13 protein-coding genes are annotated in these 13,751 nt (G+C 60.7%); 6 read left to right on the top strand and 7 right to left on the bottom strand.

Annotated elements, in window-relative coordinates; all coding sequences use genetic code 11:
• Positions 1-49: 49 nt before the first annotated feature.
• The 3 genes from B5525_RS08635 to B5525_RS08625 are packed head-to-tail and all read left to right on the top strand — an operon-like array spanning position 50 to position 2,161.
• Positions 50-613: an isochorismatase family protein gene (locus tag B5525_RS08635; RefSeq protein ID WP_079565624.1), complete on the top strand. Its 564-nt coding sequence runs from the start codon at positions 50-52 to the stop codon at positions 611-613.
• A 1-nt stretch (position 614) separates the two neighbouring features.
• Positions 615-944, top strand: a complete 330-nt coding sequence (locus B5525_RS08630; RefSeq protein WP_079565623.1) for a hypothetical protein — start codon at positions 615-617, stop codon at positions 942-944.
• Entirely contained in the window at positions 941-2,161 is a 1,221-nt protein-coding gene (locus tag B5525_RS08625) for an MFS transporter (RefSeq protein WP_079565622.1), read from the top strand. The genes B5525_RS08630 and B5525_RS08625 overlap by 4 nt, the downstream gene beginning before the upstream one ends.
• Positions 2,162-2,231: 70 nt before the next feature.
• Here the strand turns inward: B5525_RS08625 and B5525_RS08620 are convergent, their stop codons facing one another.
• On the bottom strand, positions 2,232-3,101 hold the full coding sequence (locus tag B5525_RS08620; protein ID WP_079565621.1) for a transglycosylase SLT domain-containing protein: 870 nt from the start codon (positions 3,099-3,101) through the stop codon (positions 2,232-2,234).
• Positions 3,102-3,465: 364 nt separating this feature from the next.
• On the opposite strand from B5525_RS08620, the gene B5525_RS43715 reads away from it, so the two are divergent.
• The 3 genes from B5525_RS43715 (at position 3,466) to B5525_RS08610 (ending at position 6,169) form a co-directional block, all read left to right on the top strand.
• Entirely contained in the window at positions 3,466-3,651 is a 186-nt protein-coding gene (locus tag B5525_RS43715) for a hypothetical protein (protein WP_154073129.1), read from the top strand.
• Positions 3,652-4,027: 376 nt separating this feature from the next.
• A complete protein-coding gene (locus tag B5525_RS08615; RefSeq protein WP_154073128.1) occupies positions 4,028-4,516 on the top strand; it encodes a hypothetical protein in 489 nt (162 codons plus the stop codon).
• Between the two features lie 294 nt (positions 4,517-4,810).
• A complete protein-coding gene (locus B5525_RS08610) occupies positions 4,811-6,169 on the top strand; it encodes a tyrosine-type recombinase/integrase (RefSeq protein ID WP_079565620.1) in 1,359 nt (452 codons plus the stop codon).
• Positions 6,170-6,403: 234 nt separating this feature from the next.
• Here the strand turns inward: B5525_RS08610 and B5525_RS08605 are convergent, their stop codons facing one another.
• From B5525_RS08605 to B5525_RS08580, 6 genes are all read right to left on the bottom strand, one after another.
• Positions 6,404-7,471, bottom strand: coding sequence for an aldo/keto reductase (locus B5525_RS08605; RefSeq protein WP_079565619.1), 1,068 nt, complete (start codon positions 7,469-7,471; stop codon positions 6,404-6,406).
• Between the two features lie 62 nt (positions 7,472-7,533).
• Positions 7,534-8,037 carry a TetR/AcrR family transcriptional regulator gene (locus B5525_RS08600; RefSeq protein ID WP_244568016.1) on the bottom strand — a complete coding sequence of 168 codons (504 nt, stop codon included), beginning with the start codon at positions 8,035-8,037 and terminating at the stop codon, positions 7,534-7,536.
• Between the two features lie 1,007 nt (positions 8,038-9,044).
• Positions 9,045-10,052, bottom strand: a complete 1,008-nt coding sequence (locus tag B5525_RS08595; RefSeq protein WP_079565617.1) for an efflux RND transporter periplasmic adaptor subunit — start codon at positions 10,050-10,052, stop codon at positions 9,045-9,047.
• A gap of 9 nt (positions 10,053-10,061) precedes the next feature.
• Positions 10,062-10,265: a DUF1656 domain-containing protein gene (locus tag B5525_RS08590; protein ID WP_079565616.1), complete on the bottom strand. Its 204-nt coding sequence runs from the start codon at positions 10,263-10,265 to the stop codon at positions 10,062-10,064.
• Entirely contained in the window at positions 10,262-12,232 is a 1,971-nt protein-coding gene (locus tag B5525_RS08585) for an FUSC family protein (RefSeq protein WP_172899834.1), read from the bottom strand. The genes B5525_RS08590 and B5525_RS08585 overlap by 4 nt, the downstream gene beginning before the upstream one ends.
• Positions 12,233-12,330: 98 nt before the next feature.
• Complete coding sequence (locus tag B5525_RS08580; RefSeq protein ID WP_172899833.1) at positions 12,331-13,620, bottom strand: SMP-30/gluconolactonase/LRE family protein; 1,290 nt, start codon at positions 13,618-13,620, stop codon at positions 12,331-12,333.
• Positions 13,621-13,751: the final 131 nt, after the last annotated feature.

Genomic DNA, 13,751 nt, shown 5'->3' with positions numbered 1-13,751 from the left:
TGTTGCGCGCTGTCGGTGCGCCGAACTCACTCGAACGGAAGAGACCAGCATGCCCCTCACCACGCTCGATCCGAAAACCGCGGTCGTCATCATCGACCTGCAGAAAGGCATCGTCGCGATGCCGACCGTGCACCCGACCGCGGACGTCATTGCCCGGTCGCGCGCCTTGGCCGATGCGTTCCGTGCGCGCGGCCTGCCGGTCGTGCTGGTCAATGTCGAAGGCACCGCCCCCGGCCGAACCGAACAGCCGCGGCACGCCGGACCATTCCCCGATGGATGGACGGACCTCGTTCCCGAACTCAATCGGCAGCCCGACGATATCGCGGTAACCAAGCGGACCTGGGGCGCGTTTCCGAGCACCGATCTCGAGCGCCAGTTGAAGGCGCGCGGCGTGACGCAGGTGGTGATCGCCGGCGTCGCCACCGGCACCGGTGTCGAAGCCACCGCACGGCAGGCCTATGAGGCGGGCTTCAACGTCACGCTCGCGGTCGACGCCATGACCGACATGCGCGCCGAGGCGCATGACTACAGCATCGCAAAGGTTTTCCCGCGGCTTGGTGAGACCGGTACCACGCAAGAAATAATCGACCTCCTCGACAAGCGGAGTGCATGACATGCCCTGGCTGCATTATCTTTCGTGGTTCTTCGGCGGTGCTTTTCTCACCAATGTGATTCCGCATTTCGTCAGCGGCGTGATGGGACGAGCGTTTCAAAGCCCGTTCGCCAAGCCTCCGGGTGAGGGGCTGTCGTCGTCGACGGTCAACGTGCTCTGGGGATTTCTCAATCTGGTCGCCGGCTATGTCCTGGTCTGCCGCGTCGGTGATTTCGATCTGCACTCCACCTTGGATGTCGCGGTGCTGGGCCTGGGAGCACTGCTGCTAGCTCTGATGATGGCGCGGCGCTTCGGACGTTTCCACGGCGGCAACGCGCCGGCCGACGAATGACGGCGCTGTCGCGGGGCGCCTTCAGATCGCTGCGCATCCATAATTACCGGATCTGGGCCGCCGGCGCGCTGGTGTCCAACATCGGGACATGGATGCAGCGCGTCGCCCAGGACTGGCTGGTGCTGACGCAGCTGACCGACCACCGTGCAACGGCGGTCGGCGTGGTCATGGCGCTGCAATACGGGCCGCATCTGGCGCTGCTGCCCTTCACGGGTTACGCCGCCGACCTCCTCGACCGCCGCAAATTGTTGCTCGCGACCCAACTCGGTATGAGCGTGCTGGCCGCGGTCCTGGGACTTCTCACCATCACCGGGGCCATTCGGTTGTGGGAGGTCTATGCGATAGCGCTGGCACAGGGCTGCATCACCGCCTTCGACGCGCCGGCGCGCCAAAGTTTCGTCTCGGAGCTGGTCGGTGAAACCGACCTGTCGAACGCGGTGGCGCTCAATTCCACTTCGTTCAACGCGGCGAGGATGGTCGGTCCGGCGGCGGCCGGCCTCGCCATCGCCGCCATGGGATCCGGCTGGGCTTTCCTGATCAACGCCGCATCGTTTGTCGCGGTGCTCGGCTCGTTGACCCTGCTTCGTGTCGACGATCTTCATCGCCAGGCCAGGGCGACACCCACCCGAAGCGGCCTGATCGCTGGCTTTCGCTATGTGTGGCGAAGAGCCGACCTCAAGACCATTCTGGTGATGCTCTTTCTGGTCGGTACATTCGGAATGAATTTTCCGATTTTCATCTCGACCATGTCTGTTACCGTTTTCCACGCCGGTGCGAGCGAATACGGATTTCTCACATCGATCATGGCGATCGGGACGATCGCCGGCGCGCTGCTCGCCGCGGGCCGGGAAAAACCGCGCTTTGGGCTGCTGATTGCCGGTGCGGCGTTTTTCGGGCTCGGCTGTGCGCTGGCCTCCGTGATGCCAAACTACTGGCTGTTCGGAGCCATGCTCGTGATCATCGGCGTATCGGCGCTGACCTTCAGCAATTCCACCAACGCCCTGATGCAGCTGGCCACCGAGCCGGTGATGCGCGGCCGTGTGATGGCGATGCGACTCGCGATCGCCCTCGGCGCCACGCCCATCGGAGCGCCGATGGTCGGATGGGTGGCGGACCATTTCGGTCCGCGCTGGTCGCTCGGCGTTGGCGCAGCCGCAGGCCTCGCCGCGGCGATAGTCGGATTATTCCACGTCCTTTGCCGCAGCGACGAATTGTGAGCGGCTCCTTCGACAAAACCGAAGCCGCCGCCGATCGAGCGAGCTGGCACTGTAACGCATCCATCTGACGCTAATTCCGGCCGTTGGCGGCAAGGCGCTGAAACTGCCGCTTCATCGCATTGACCTTGGCCAGATATGCCGCGACGAGGTGATCGCCGCAGCGCTCGCCGGCCATCATCTGAAAACCACGGTGCGCGAAGGCCGAGGCGGGACCTGCGCCGCAGAGATGGATGAATGCGGCGAGATCCTGCTTCTGCTGCGGGCTTGCTGCGGCGTCTGGCGCGCGGGCAAGAACCGCCGCGACATTGTGGTCCAGGTACACGGCCGCGAGCTCGATGGCGTGGCTCGGGATCGCGCGGGTATAGAGGCCGGTGAACCCGCAGTCGGCATCTACGACAGCGTTCCCTCGGATGCAGTAGCGTGCCGCTTCGGCGTAAGCTGCATCGGTCATCTGGTACATGCCCACCGCGCTTGAGGCGGGCTTGTACACAGCGAAGGGATTCCAGGTGAGCTGCCAGCGCCAGTAGGTGCGCGCCACCGGATTGCCGGTGCTTTCGACCTGTGCCAACGCGGCCAGCAGCTCGGGCGTGATCGTGCTGGTAGAATACGTGCGGAAGAGCGGTTCGTACTGCCGCCACGTTTCGATTGGTTCCTTGTCGAGCGCCCCGCCAACGAAAAAGAGCAGCTCGCTCGGCTTGCGGACAATTTGATAGACGAGGTTTGTCAGCGAGAATGCCGCGAGGACGAGCGCCGCGAGGCAAACGATCCGAACTGCCCGCGGTGCTGCGGTCAGCGTCCGTCGCACCAAGCGCGCGCCTCGCCAGCGTTTGACGCGGCGGAGCAGGGTGTTCCAGCTTTGCCTGACGCGCGTCTTGCGAGAGCGGGACTTGGCAGTGCGCGGCGAGGACACGCGGATGTTTGGCCTGTTGTGCGCCGGCATGCAACAGTCGGCCGGCGTGATGTGATAGGGAGTGGTGTTCAGAGTGGTTGAGCGCCGGACGATGTCGCCCCCGACATGGGCATCGTAGGCGCGACGACCGACAGCTGCATTCTCTTCGAGAACGGTGTCACGCGCAACCGGCTGGTGTTTTGCCTAAGTTGTCGAATGCGGCCGATCACGCTTCCGCCTTCGCTCGTTGTGCCACGGCGGACAAGTCGCTTATCCGCCCGTCGGTAACGGGCTTCGTTCAGTCAATCCCTTTTTTGCGTCATCCGTTCGCCGGGCGCTCGCTTCTGTCGGGGGTCGGGGTCCGGCGCGATCTGCGAGCCGCGCCGTTACGATGGCCACAACTGCCGGAGTTCAAATGTTCTGGGAATCTGACCAAGCGAAATTTCAAAGCTCGATATTCCAGGTCGCAACTCCATCAGAAATCAGCAAGCGACGCGTACGAAAAATTGCAGCGATGCCGCAGATTCTGCGCCAGCGCTGGATTATTTTTGGTGCGTTTGTGGTGAGTTTACTTTCGCCGATATCGGGACGATTCGGCTAATTCATTGATTTTACTGGCGCGCCGCGGCCGATGAAGATGGGCAATATTGCTTCGCCGTTCCTCTATGACGCTGTTGCCTGCCGCGCGTTACAACCGACAATGATGCTGCAGCGTGCGATTTCACGCTACGCCTTGGGGGGCGGCCGTCTTCCGATACGCTGGGCGTCACCGCCGGGTTCCTTCGACCCAGGATCGGTGCCACAATTCCCCTATTCTCATCTTCCGGCGACGTGGCGTCACGTGCGAGACAAATCCGAAATTGTGCGCCGGTCGCGCCTCTCGATGCGTTTTGGCTTCCGACCAACCTGGCAGAATGCTAGGCTTCATGCTCGTCCGTGGTCATCTAGCGCAGTGTCGTCGAGACCAGGAGGAAACAATGTCCAGAGAGCAATACTTGCGCAATGGCGCAGGCCTCATGGTGTTTGGGGCTCTGATATTCCTCGTGTACGCCGTCGTGTTCTTTTTTCGGGCCTTCGCGAGTAGTGGATTCGAGATCGGTGTCGAGACGTTGAACGGCGTTACGCCGCAGCAACTCGATGGGCTCAACCCGGCAATCATGCGCTACATCACGCACCTGCACGTGGCCACAGCAGGGTTCATCGCCGCCACCGCGATCGCCGCTGGCGGCTTGGCCTGGTACGGGATTCGCGAGGGTCTATGGTGGGCTTGGCTAACGGGCGTGATCGTGCCGGTCGTGGGATTGGCCGTGGCGTTGCCAATGCACTACATGGGGCACTTCAACTACGACTGGGTGAGCCACCTCGGGCTGATTTACGTTGGAACGATCATTTACGTTGTCGGGGCCGTGGTGGCGCTATTGGGGCTCAGCCAAGCGGCGCCAGGTGCAGCACGAGCCGCGCGCTAGTGACGGCGGGCGCTGAGGGTCGGCGCCTTGCATAAAGTGCTGACAGTTCTGTAACGGACCGTACCGCTGTGGCGCACCCGACACGATTCGAACGTGTGACCTTTGCCTTCGGAGCAAGATAACGTACCCATCCGAAAAATGCGATAGGGCACGCTATTCTACGCTATCCAGCTGAAGCGACTGGATATTCTCAACAACGCAAGCGACGTTCCTATCCGAAAACACGCACCGATTTTCTCCCGCGTGCTTACGCACTGCTTACGCGAGAGATCGTGCCCGGAACGAAGGAACGTCATGGTCAAAATAAAGAAAAGGGTTGTCGAGGCGGCCGAAGCCCAAGAGAAGGATTATCTGATCTGGGACGACGAGCTGCCCGGCTTCGGGCTTCGGGTCTTTAGTTCGGGCAAGCGGAGCTACGTCATCCAGTATCGAACGAAAGGTCGCTCACGTCGCTACACAATTGGGCTTCACGGAGCCTGGGCGCCTGAGACGGCACGCCGCGAGGCAAAGGTGCAACTCGGTCGGGTCGCTGGGGGTGAGGATCCCGTCGAAGATCGCCAACTTGATCACAAGGCGATTACCGTGAAGGAGTTGTGCACCCGCTATCTCGCCGATCTGCAGGCCGGGCTAATCCTGGGAAAAGGAGGGCGACCGAAAAAGCCCTCGACAATCACCACCGACACCGGTCGTATTGAGCGCCACATCATTCCGCTCATAGGGACACGGCGGGTCAAGGACCTCACTAAGACCGACATCAACAAGGTCCTCAAGGACATTATGGGCGGAAAGACGCGGGTTTCGGTCAAGACCAAAAAGCTGCGCGGCAAAGCAGTCGTCAAGGGTGGTGCGGGAACGGCCACGCGCACTGTGGGTCTTCTTGGTGGCATTCTTACCTACGCCGTAGAAGCAGGGATCATCGAGAGCAACCCAGCCCATGGCATCCGCAAACCAAAGGACAACGTGCGAAAGCGTCGGCTCTCGGAGGCGGAGTATCGAATACTGGGTCGGATGCTCCGCGCCGCAGCCAAGCAAGAGAAATACACTACAAGCGTGGACATCATCCGCCAGCTTGCGCTGACCGGCTGCCGGCGCAGCGAGATGATCAGCCTGAAATGGACGGAGGCGGACAGCGAGGCGAGTTGCTTGCGGTTGGAGGACAGTAAGGAGGGTGAATCCATTCGTCCCATTGGGTTACCCGTCGTTGAATACCTTGAGCGACGGCGCGCTAACGATGTAGGCACATATGTCTTCCCGGGGCAGGGTGAGGACAATGCGTTCGGCAGCTTTCCGAACCATTGGAAGCATCTCTTCGAGGACTCCCCGCTATCCGATGTAACACCGCACGTCCTACGTCATAGCTTCGCTAGCATCGCCAACGATCTCGGTTTTACAGAGGTGACCATTGCGGCGCTCGTCGGCCATGCCAAGGGCTCGGTGACAAGCAAATACATCCATACGCTTGACACAGCGCTGATCATGGCTGCGGACACGATCTCCGGCTACATCCAAGGGCTCCTTGACGGCATTGAGTTCAAGCAGACTGCCTACGCATTGGACCGCGATTCACGAAAAGCTGCCCTGGCCCGCTTCCTGAAGAGGGCTTCAGGTGGTGACCAGGAGGAGGCCGAAGAGGAGTACGATCTGGCGGCTTAGGTCCTACGCCAGGCCTGTCACGCCGCCTCAGCGCTTTGTCCGGTACCTGCAGGTTTACGTTTCTCGCGAGTGGGCCTTCGAAGTCACCGAAGGTTCAAATCTTGTCCCCGCAACCAATTTCATATACCCGGCCTCAAGGCCGCTCTCGTTTAGCGGCGTTTTGGCTTTTGTCGCCAACGACAGGATGCCGGCCAGATGGCTGTGCGGATCTGTGGACAGCGTTTACTGCCGTGATCAATGCGGCTTTTTCGCCTCGTGGAAACGCTCCCAGCGATTTACTGGCTCCAGACGGTCGGCTCCCTGGAATGGCAGCACCCACCCTGGATATTCAGGGGGAAGCACGCTGACCTCATCCAACTGCCTAAGCTCGTCTTGGGTGAGTATGAGTTCAGCCGCCGCGAGATTATCCTGAAGCTGGTCGAGGCGTTTCGCGCCAATGATGACCGAGGTTAATACAGGCTTGGCCAAGAGCCATGCGATCGAGAGACGTGCAGGACTACAGCCATGTGCTTTCGCGATCGGAGCCATCACGTCGAGGATCTTCCAGGCCCGCTCTTTGTCCACGATCGGAAAGTCGTAGTTAGTGCGGCGCGAATCTGCGGGCTTCTGGTTCATCCGGCTGTACTTGCCGGAAAGCAAGCCGCCGGCAAGCGGACTCCACACCAGCAGGCCGACCTTTTCGGATTCCAGCAGCGGAACGATGTCCCGTTCGAGATCGCGGCCGGCGATCGAGTAATAAGCCTGAAGCGTGTCGAACCGGGCCAGGTTCCTGAACTCGGAGATCCCGAGGGATTTGGCGATCTTCCATGCCTGCCAGTTGGAGCAGCCGATGTAGCGAACCTTTCCCTGCTGCACCAGCGTGTCGAGAGCGCGAAGCGTCTCGTCGACAGGGGTCACGGAATCGTTGCCATGAATCTGGTACAGATCGATATGGTCGGTCTGCAAGCGGCGGAGACTGGCCTCTACAGCGTCCATAATGTGGCCGCGAGAAGCGCCGATGTCATTCCGCCCTGGGCCGACGCGGCTATAGACCTTCGTCGCGATCACCACATCCTTCCGCGCGACGTTAAGGTTCTTCAGTGATTGCCCGAGAATCTTTTCGCTCTCACCCTCCGTGTAATTGTCCGCCGTATCAAAGAAGTTGATACCGCCGTCAATCGACGTCTTGACCAGTTCATCGGCCCCGACCTGGCCAACGCTGCTGATCGCCTTAAAGAGTCCTCTCCCGTCCCCGAATGTCATGGTTCCGAAGCAGAGTTTTGAAACCAGCAGACCTGTATTACCGAGCGTTGCATATTCCATGGCGTTTTCCTTTCCCGTGAGTCGATGGTGAGCGAGTACGCGCTCATTAACGGAACAAAAAATCATCCAGCGACTGCACTCCAGAACGCGTCGAACCCTGCCTTTGTGTAGCGCTTTGCCTGTGCAGGCTCGCGCATGATGAAATCCATCGTCGTATCGCCGATCGCACTCATAATCGCCGACACGAATGACGGAGGCTGGTGCCTCATTGCACCGCCGGCCGCGCACTCACGCATCATGTCGTCGAATTCCCCGAATGCGTCCCCGACCAGCTTCTTGCTTTCTTCGGTGATGCGGTCCGACACCGCGAGTTGCCTCATCGCTCTCCGCTTCAAGGGATGCGCCGAACCCCAACCGATGAAGCGATCCCAAACGTGGCGATTGCGGACGACGAGGCTCTTGCCGGCAGGGTAGCCGGTCATCATGGCCTCGCGAAGGTCCATCTTGAGTTCCAGATATAACCGGTTCAGCAGTTCGTCCTTGTTGGCGAAGTAAGTAAATAGCGTGCCTTCCGCCACACCTGCCTCCTTGGCAATCTTCGCGGTCGGAGCGCTCACGCCGAGCATGGCCACCACTTCGGCGGTCGCCTCGAGGATTGCGGTCCGCTTTTCTTCGCTGAGAGGGCGCGCCATTTCTCGCCAATAATGAGTGCTTACTCAATCATATAAATGCTCTGGCGGGTCGTCAAGCAGAATTCGCGGGCCGAGTGGGTTCGTAGGTTCAAATCACCGCGCAACAATTGCATTCGGCATAACCACCAGGGCGAACGGCGGTGATTGCGATTCCTTCGTGTCAGGGAGGGGGTTCCGAGGAATGCTTATGGAACGCTGACGCGCAATCCGATCGCAGGAAAAGAGACGGCGGAGCACCGACGGATCGTCAGCGATCGGCTGGTTATTTTGAGGTTCGCCGAGCGAGCGCACTTATGGAACGGCCGCTGTTGGCGGCGGTCGTTGAGGGGTGGATGTTAGCTCTCGCTAGCTCCCGTGGGCTGGACTTGGTCCAAACTTCCTCTTGGTGGGCTGGACCGACCAGCACTGTCGTGCCACCCCGCGTGATAAGGCGCCGTACCCCTCTATGCCGAAATGGTCGCATCAGCCGCACTTGTGGAGTTCGACCGCTCCAATTTATGCAAAGGCACTAGATCATGCTTGACCATTTCGGTTCCGGGAGGAGTCGTGACCAAACGTGCAATTGGGGTATCAAGTGGGATACTTGTGCATCAACATACTTGAAGGAAGAATCTCATTTAGAAGCAAGCTTCTAGTGATTTCCCAAGTTCGGAAGGGGTATGTAATTGGCGTTCGTTCCTCGTTACAGATCGTAATATCACCCGAAGTGTCATGCAGTTGCTTTCACGAGACTCCACGATCACGTTGTAGCACGAATCCGAATCACGTGAACAACGCAGGCATGCTTTTGTGTGCCGAAAAATTAGATACTGAAATATTGATGGTGAAGGCCGCCAAGGACAGATCGTGAGATAACGACGCCGAGGCACTCAATAGCGCGATGGAGAGGGGGAGTCCTTGAAACAGCTGTCCTCGGGGCCCGTCGCTCGGACAGAATAGCCTCACTCACTGCACCGTCCTGTCATTTCCTCGCAGCGGTTGCCTTGGTGCTTCCATGATCCACGATCGATCTGCACAGTGGCGGTCATTCCGGCGATTAGGCGCACGCCGTCCGGGACGTCATCGATGCGGATGCGCACAGGCACGCGTTGTGCGAGGCGGACCCACGTGAAGATCGGGTTCACCGACGCGAGGCCTGACGAGTCCGGTTGCGCATTTGGAACATTGATGCCCCGGGCAATGCTGTCGACGTGTCCACGAAGGACTTGGCTGTGGCCCATCAGTTTGATCGTTGCAGGGTCGCCTTCGCGGATTCGTCGTAGGTTATTCTCCTCGAAATAGCCATCGACCCAGAAGGAGTCGGCATTGACCACTGAGATGCTTTTCTGCCCGACGTTGACGAAGTCGCCGAGTTGCACCAACAGGTTGGTCACGTAGCCGTTGACTGGGGAAAAGATGCGCGTGCGCTCGAGGTTCACCCGCGCCTGATCGCGATTGGCAACCGTCTGCTCGTAGGCGGCAGCGGCACTCAACGCGGTGGTAGCGAAAAGTTGCTTCATCTCCGTCGAGATCGACAGATTCGTGAGCTTTTGTCGGCGCTCTGACTGAGCTTCCGCGTTCTGCGCGACGGCCTTCGCCTGCTCCACGGCCGCCTCCGAATGACGGACGGCGATCGCGTAGTTCGTGGGGTCGATCACCATCAGCGGGTCGCCCTTTTTGACCAATTGGTTGTCGGCGACCGGCAACTCGACGATCCGTCCGGCCACCTCAGGCGCCATCGCCACGACATAGACGCGCACGGTACCGTCGCGCGTCCACGGCGCCGTCATGTAGACTTGCCACGTCGCCCAAGTGAGGAGAGCCGCGAGCAGCACCGCGCCGAGCGTGATGACGACCGAAACGGCGCGAATGGGAAGTGTGGCGTTGTCGCCGCCGGTAGGTGGAGGCGTAGCGTAGCCGCGATCGACTTCAGCGATGACGTGCTCCGATCTAGGTTTGCCCTCGGACATTATCGTGACTCAGCGCGCGGCGATCAGCACGATCGCAGAAAGAGACATCATGTAGACCGCGAACCAGAACAGGGCCGGATGCCACACTTGCCGCAACAGCCCGAAGCCATCCGCGAGGCGACGCAGCGGTATGAGAATCAGCCACGCGCCGATCATCATCAACGAGATAGGCGCAACATAGACTCCAAACAGGTCGATCTCGTTAAACCTCATTGCGGCTCCCTATCGAAATAGTCCCGATGCTGGACCAGCGTCTCGGATATCACGCGGATGCTGCCGCGGGCTCGAAGCCGGACTATGGCATCCGGTCCGACGCCGGAACCTGCGGCAAGCCTGTGATCGATCTGTGCCAGGCTTTGAATGGTTTCTCTGGTGTTGCCTCGTGCTACCGCATTGAGCGCGCTGTCGAGATCGGAGCCGAGGTCGAACCGGCGCGCGATGCGGCGCAGACGGATGATTTCGGTCCCTATCGAGAATGTCGCGGCGAGCCGCGCGAGCTGCGACGGTCCGATTTGCGTCGATAGTCGGGAAAGGTGCTGATAGACGCGGGCTTCCCAGTCAGCGGCCAACGGGGGACTTCTGCCCGCCGCGAGGCCGCGAAGATCACGCAACGTGAACGCTAGTGTTCGACGAACTAGTACTGTAGGCGACAGCGGTGGCAGCAGGAGCATGGCCAGCAGCGCGGAACCCAGCCCCGCGACGATGGCGACCGTCGAGTTGTAGAATTGTGCGGTGTCATAGGTCATCTGGTTCGCCGGCGCCACGAGGGCAACGAAGAATGCCGACATGACCCCGAACATCGTGCCCTGCCCGGACTGGGCCGCGAGCGCACCAACGGGCACCAGAACAAGACCGAGAGCGATGCTGAAGCCGGCGAACGTCTCGTTGTTGGGCAACACCCCGAATTTCACGATTCCCGCAATGAATGCGGTGAGGCCGACTCCAAACGTGAAGATCTTGCCAACCGCATACGCCTGATCGTCGCGGGGAGAGAACAGGATCACGCCGATAGCGGCAAAGGCAATGGCTGTGGCGCCGTTGGGCCACGCGGTCGCGATCCAGAAAAGCTCGACGGCAACAATCGTCACGAAGATCCGCGCTGCAGTGATCAAAGCCGGAAGCAGATCGGGTAGTTGGGGCCGGGCGCCGCGGCGAAGCGGAACCGTGTGAGCGGGGTGGGCCAGCAGCGTCAAGCCGTCCAGCGTTTGCGAGAGGCCGAGGAGCGCCTCGGCTGTCCCGTCCGCAAGCAGGCGGAGCGACGGCGTGTCAGCTGGAAGAGCCACCAGCGCTCGTATCGCTGCCTGGCACACCCGACGCAGGTCGGACGGCTCGCGTATCCAGACTGATGCGCCGCCCCGTACCGATGGTGTACGCAGCTGCTGCGGGAGGGTTTGGAGAATGATGTCTGCCTCCCTCCTTCCCTCGCTATCCTGCAGCTGCTCAAGACAGTTGGCAACCGTGCGCCAGCCGGATAAGGCGGCGAACAGGCCTTTGACTGCCGCCCGCAATGCCGGCAAGCGATAACGCAGGTCGGAGGCCTCGCCGATGGCCTCGTCGATGAGCGGGCTCAGCGCGACGACCCGCGTCACGAGATCGCGCCGCGTCGGCCACGTGTCCGCCTGATCTGATCTAACGACCGAGAACGCTTCGCTAAGCCGGTCGGCGATTTCGGTCGCGAGGACAGCGAGTTGCGTGGCGAGGCGCTGACGCGCGCCGCCAAAGTCTGTGCCGACGAGAACGACCCCCGCGCAAACGATGCCGATGCAGATCTCGGCGGCGCGGGTGATAGCAAGCGTGAACACAACGCTACTCGCGCCCCCGGTCGCGCCAAGTTCGTCGCTTGCGATAATCGCCGCCGTGCAGCCGGCCAGTACGACCGCGTAGGCGCTAAAGTTGCGGAGGAGGGTGGCTACGAGGCCACATGCCGCACCCAACAGCGCCAAGCCCAGAAGAAAGCCGGTGCGGCTTTGCGGAAAGCACGCGGTCAGGATGACGATCGCCACTGCGCCGACTATCGTGCCGATCATGCGGAACGACCCCTTTCGCAGCGACGCGCCGAGGCTTTCTTGACAAACGACCGCCGCTGAAGTGCCGGCCCACTGTGCATTGTCGAGCTCAAGCCAGAAAGCTATGTAGAGCGCGAGGCAGACCGCTACCCAAAGGCGCAAGCCGAACAGCAACGCCGGCCCCGCGGACCGTATCTTGCTGGTAAGCTCCGAGGGGGCCGGCCAGGAGAGCCGCCGGCCTTGCGTGCCTGGCAACGAAAATGCGGGCGGTCTCATTGATACTCACTCTCATTGAGTTTGATGGAAAAGCTCAACCCAAGTTCTTCTGGCCTTCGGTTTCCGGTTTCTGCTCGATCGGCATATGCAATCTGGCCGCGCGAGAGCCTAGTCTTGCTCACTTCACGTCCTCTCTTTCTTGGGGTTGCAAGTTGAACGCTCGGAATTTTCAATAGGCGGTCGCCGGTGGCTGTTCCGACATAGAGTGCGTTGTCGATCGCAAGGGCGACCGAGGCGCCTTGCAGCAGGCCGGGCTTGCCGTGAAAGAGCGGCTTCACGGTGAAGGTTTTGGGATCGAGGGTGACCACCGAAAACGCCAGTTTGTCCTGGCAGAAGTGGCCTTCTTCCGCGGTGCAATCGCGCCAGCGAGCGAGGTCGTCGATGCCGGCCACGATCACGGTGCCGTCGCTCTTCAATGTCAGATTATCCGGAGAGAAGGGCACGGCAACGCTACGGGTGATCCGCTGTGCCTGGAGATCATACTCGAGCACTTGGCGGCTAGTCCAAGCGGTAAACCAGACGAAACGACTATCGGCGCTGAGTTGGATGCCGTTGTTCAGCGCCGCTTCGCTGCCCGGCAGACGCTTCCAGCCGGTGCGCGGATTCCATTCGGCGAGATAGCCGGTCTTGGCCCCGCTGAACAGGAAGGCCATCGGATCCTTGTCGCCGACGAGAGTTTTGTCGAGCATAATAGTAGCAATGAGGCCGTTGCTGCCGTAGGCCACGAGGTCATTGAACGAGCCGCCATCGAAGGCAACGCAACCCCGCCAGATTGCATTGTAGCCAGAGGCGCCATTCACCAGTTCGATGAACTCTATGGACTCACGCCCCGTGTGGTTCACCGCGATGATTTGAACGTGCCCATCCGGACGCAGCGAAACGAACAGGCCATGGGTGCTGAACGCCGCAGGGACGGGACATGCGGGGTCGCCCCAGCCCGATTCCGGTTGCATTTTGACTGATAGCGGGTGCACTCGATCGTCGGGCAGATCGACCAGTACCAGCGAAGGTCCTTGCGGATGGGCCCAATCCAGAGGCAATTCGCTGACGACTATGTGCTTGCCGTCGGGAGTTAACTGCATGTCCTCAGGGCCGTTGAAGCCGCGGATAGTCAAGGGTGAGATCTCGGTCGGCCGATGCGGCGTGAGTGGTTCGGCGGCGCTCGCGCAGCCCTGGAATCCAGCTGCCAGCGCGAGGCCAAGCAACAGGGTACGCAGCGTCATAATTTGTTGTGCCGCGACGCCAAGCGCATTCGCACATTTCGCCGGAGATGGCTTTCTCATCATGAACATTCCTTTGCAATAGAGGTGTAGAGAGGCGACTTGGCCTGATGCTCGCTAGGGTTCGCGGCGGCCGCCATGGCTTCCAAAAATCTGCCCTTCAGTGCGATCGCCAGTGCCGCCAGCCCGCAGAAAGT

Origin of the sequence: Bradyrhizobium erythrophlei, from assembly GCF_900129505.1 — a bacterium.
GTDB lineage: Bacteria > Pseudomonadota > Alphaproteobacteria > Rhizobiales > Xanthobacteraceae > Bradyrhizobium > Bradyrhizobium erythrophlei_D.
The sequence above is the reverse complement of the archived record's forward strand: the minus strand, read 5'-3'. Positions and strand labels throughout refer to the sequence as shown.

What these genes read in the sequence shown, in the direction of transcription:
- B5525_RS08635 (WP_079565624.1), top strand. Translation starts at nt 50, where the DNA reads ATGCCCCTCACCACGCTCGATCCGAAAACCGCGGTCGTCATCATCGAC.
- B5525_RS08630 (WP_079565623.1), top strand. Translation starts at nt 615, where the DNA reads ATGCCCTGGCTGCATTATCTTTCGTGGTTCTTCGGCGGTGCTTTTCTC.
- B5525_RS08625 (WP_079565622.1), top strand. Translation starts at nt 941, where the DNA reads ATGACGGCGCTGTCGCGGGGCGCCTTCAGATCGCTGCGCATCCATAAT.
- B5525_RS08620 (WP_079565621.1), bottom strand. Translation starts at nt 3,101, where the DNA reads ATGCCGGCGCACAACAGGCCAAACATCCGCGTGTCCTCGCCGCGCACT.
- B5525_RS43715 (WP_154073129.1), top strand. Translation starts at nt 3,466, where the DNA reads ATGTTCTGGGAATCTGACCAAGCGAAATTTCAAAGCTCGATATTCCAG.
- B5525_RS08615 (WP_154073128.1), top strand. Translation starts at nt 4,028, where the DNA reads ATGTCCAGAGAGCAATACTTGCGCAATGGCGCAGGCCTCATGGTGTTT.
- B5525_RS08610 (WP_079565620.1), top strand. Translation starts at nt 4,811, where the DNA reads ATGGTCAAAATAAAGAAAAGGGTTGTCGAGGCGGCCGAAGCCCAAGAG.
- B5525_RS08605 (WP_079565619.1), bottom strand. Translation starts at nt 7,471, where the DNA reads ATGGAATATGCAACGCTCGGTAATACAGGTCTGCTGGTTTCAAAACTC.
- B5525_RS08600 (WP_244568016.1), bottom strand. Translation starts at nt 8,037, where the DNA reads ATGCTCGGCGTGAGCGCTCCGACCGCGAAGATTGCCAAGGAGGCAGGT.
- B5525_RS08595 (WP_079565617.1), bottom strand. Translation starts at nt 10,052, where the DNA reads ATGTCCGAGGGCAAACCTAGATCGGAGCACGTCATCGCTGAAGTCGAT.
- B5525_RS08590 (WP_079565616.1), bottom strand. Translation starts at nt 10,265, where the DNA reads ATGAGGTTTAACGAGATCGACCTGTTTGGAGTCTATGTTGCGCCTATC.
- B5525_RS08580 (WP_172899833.1), bottom strand. Translation starts at nt 13,620, where the DNA reads ATGATGAGAAAGCCATCTCCGGCGAAATGTGCGAATGCGCTTGGCGTC.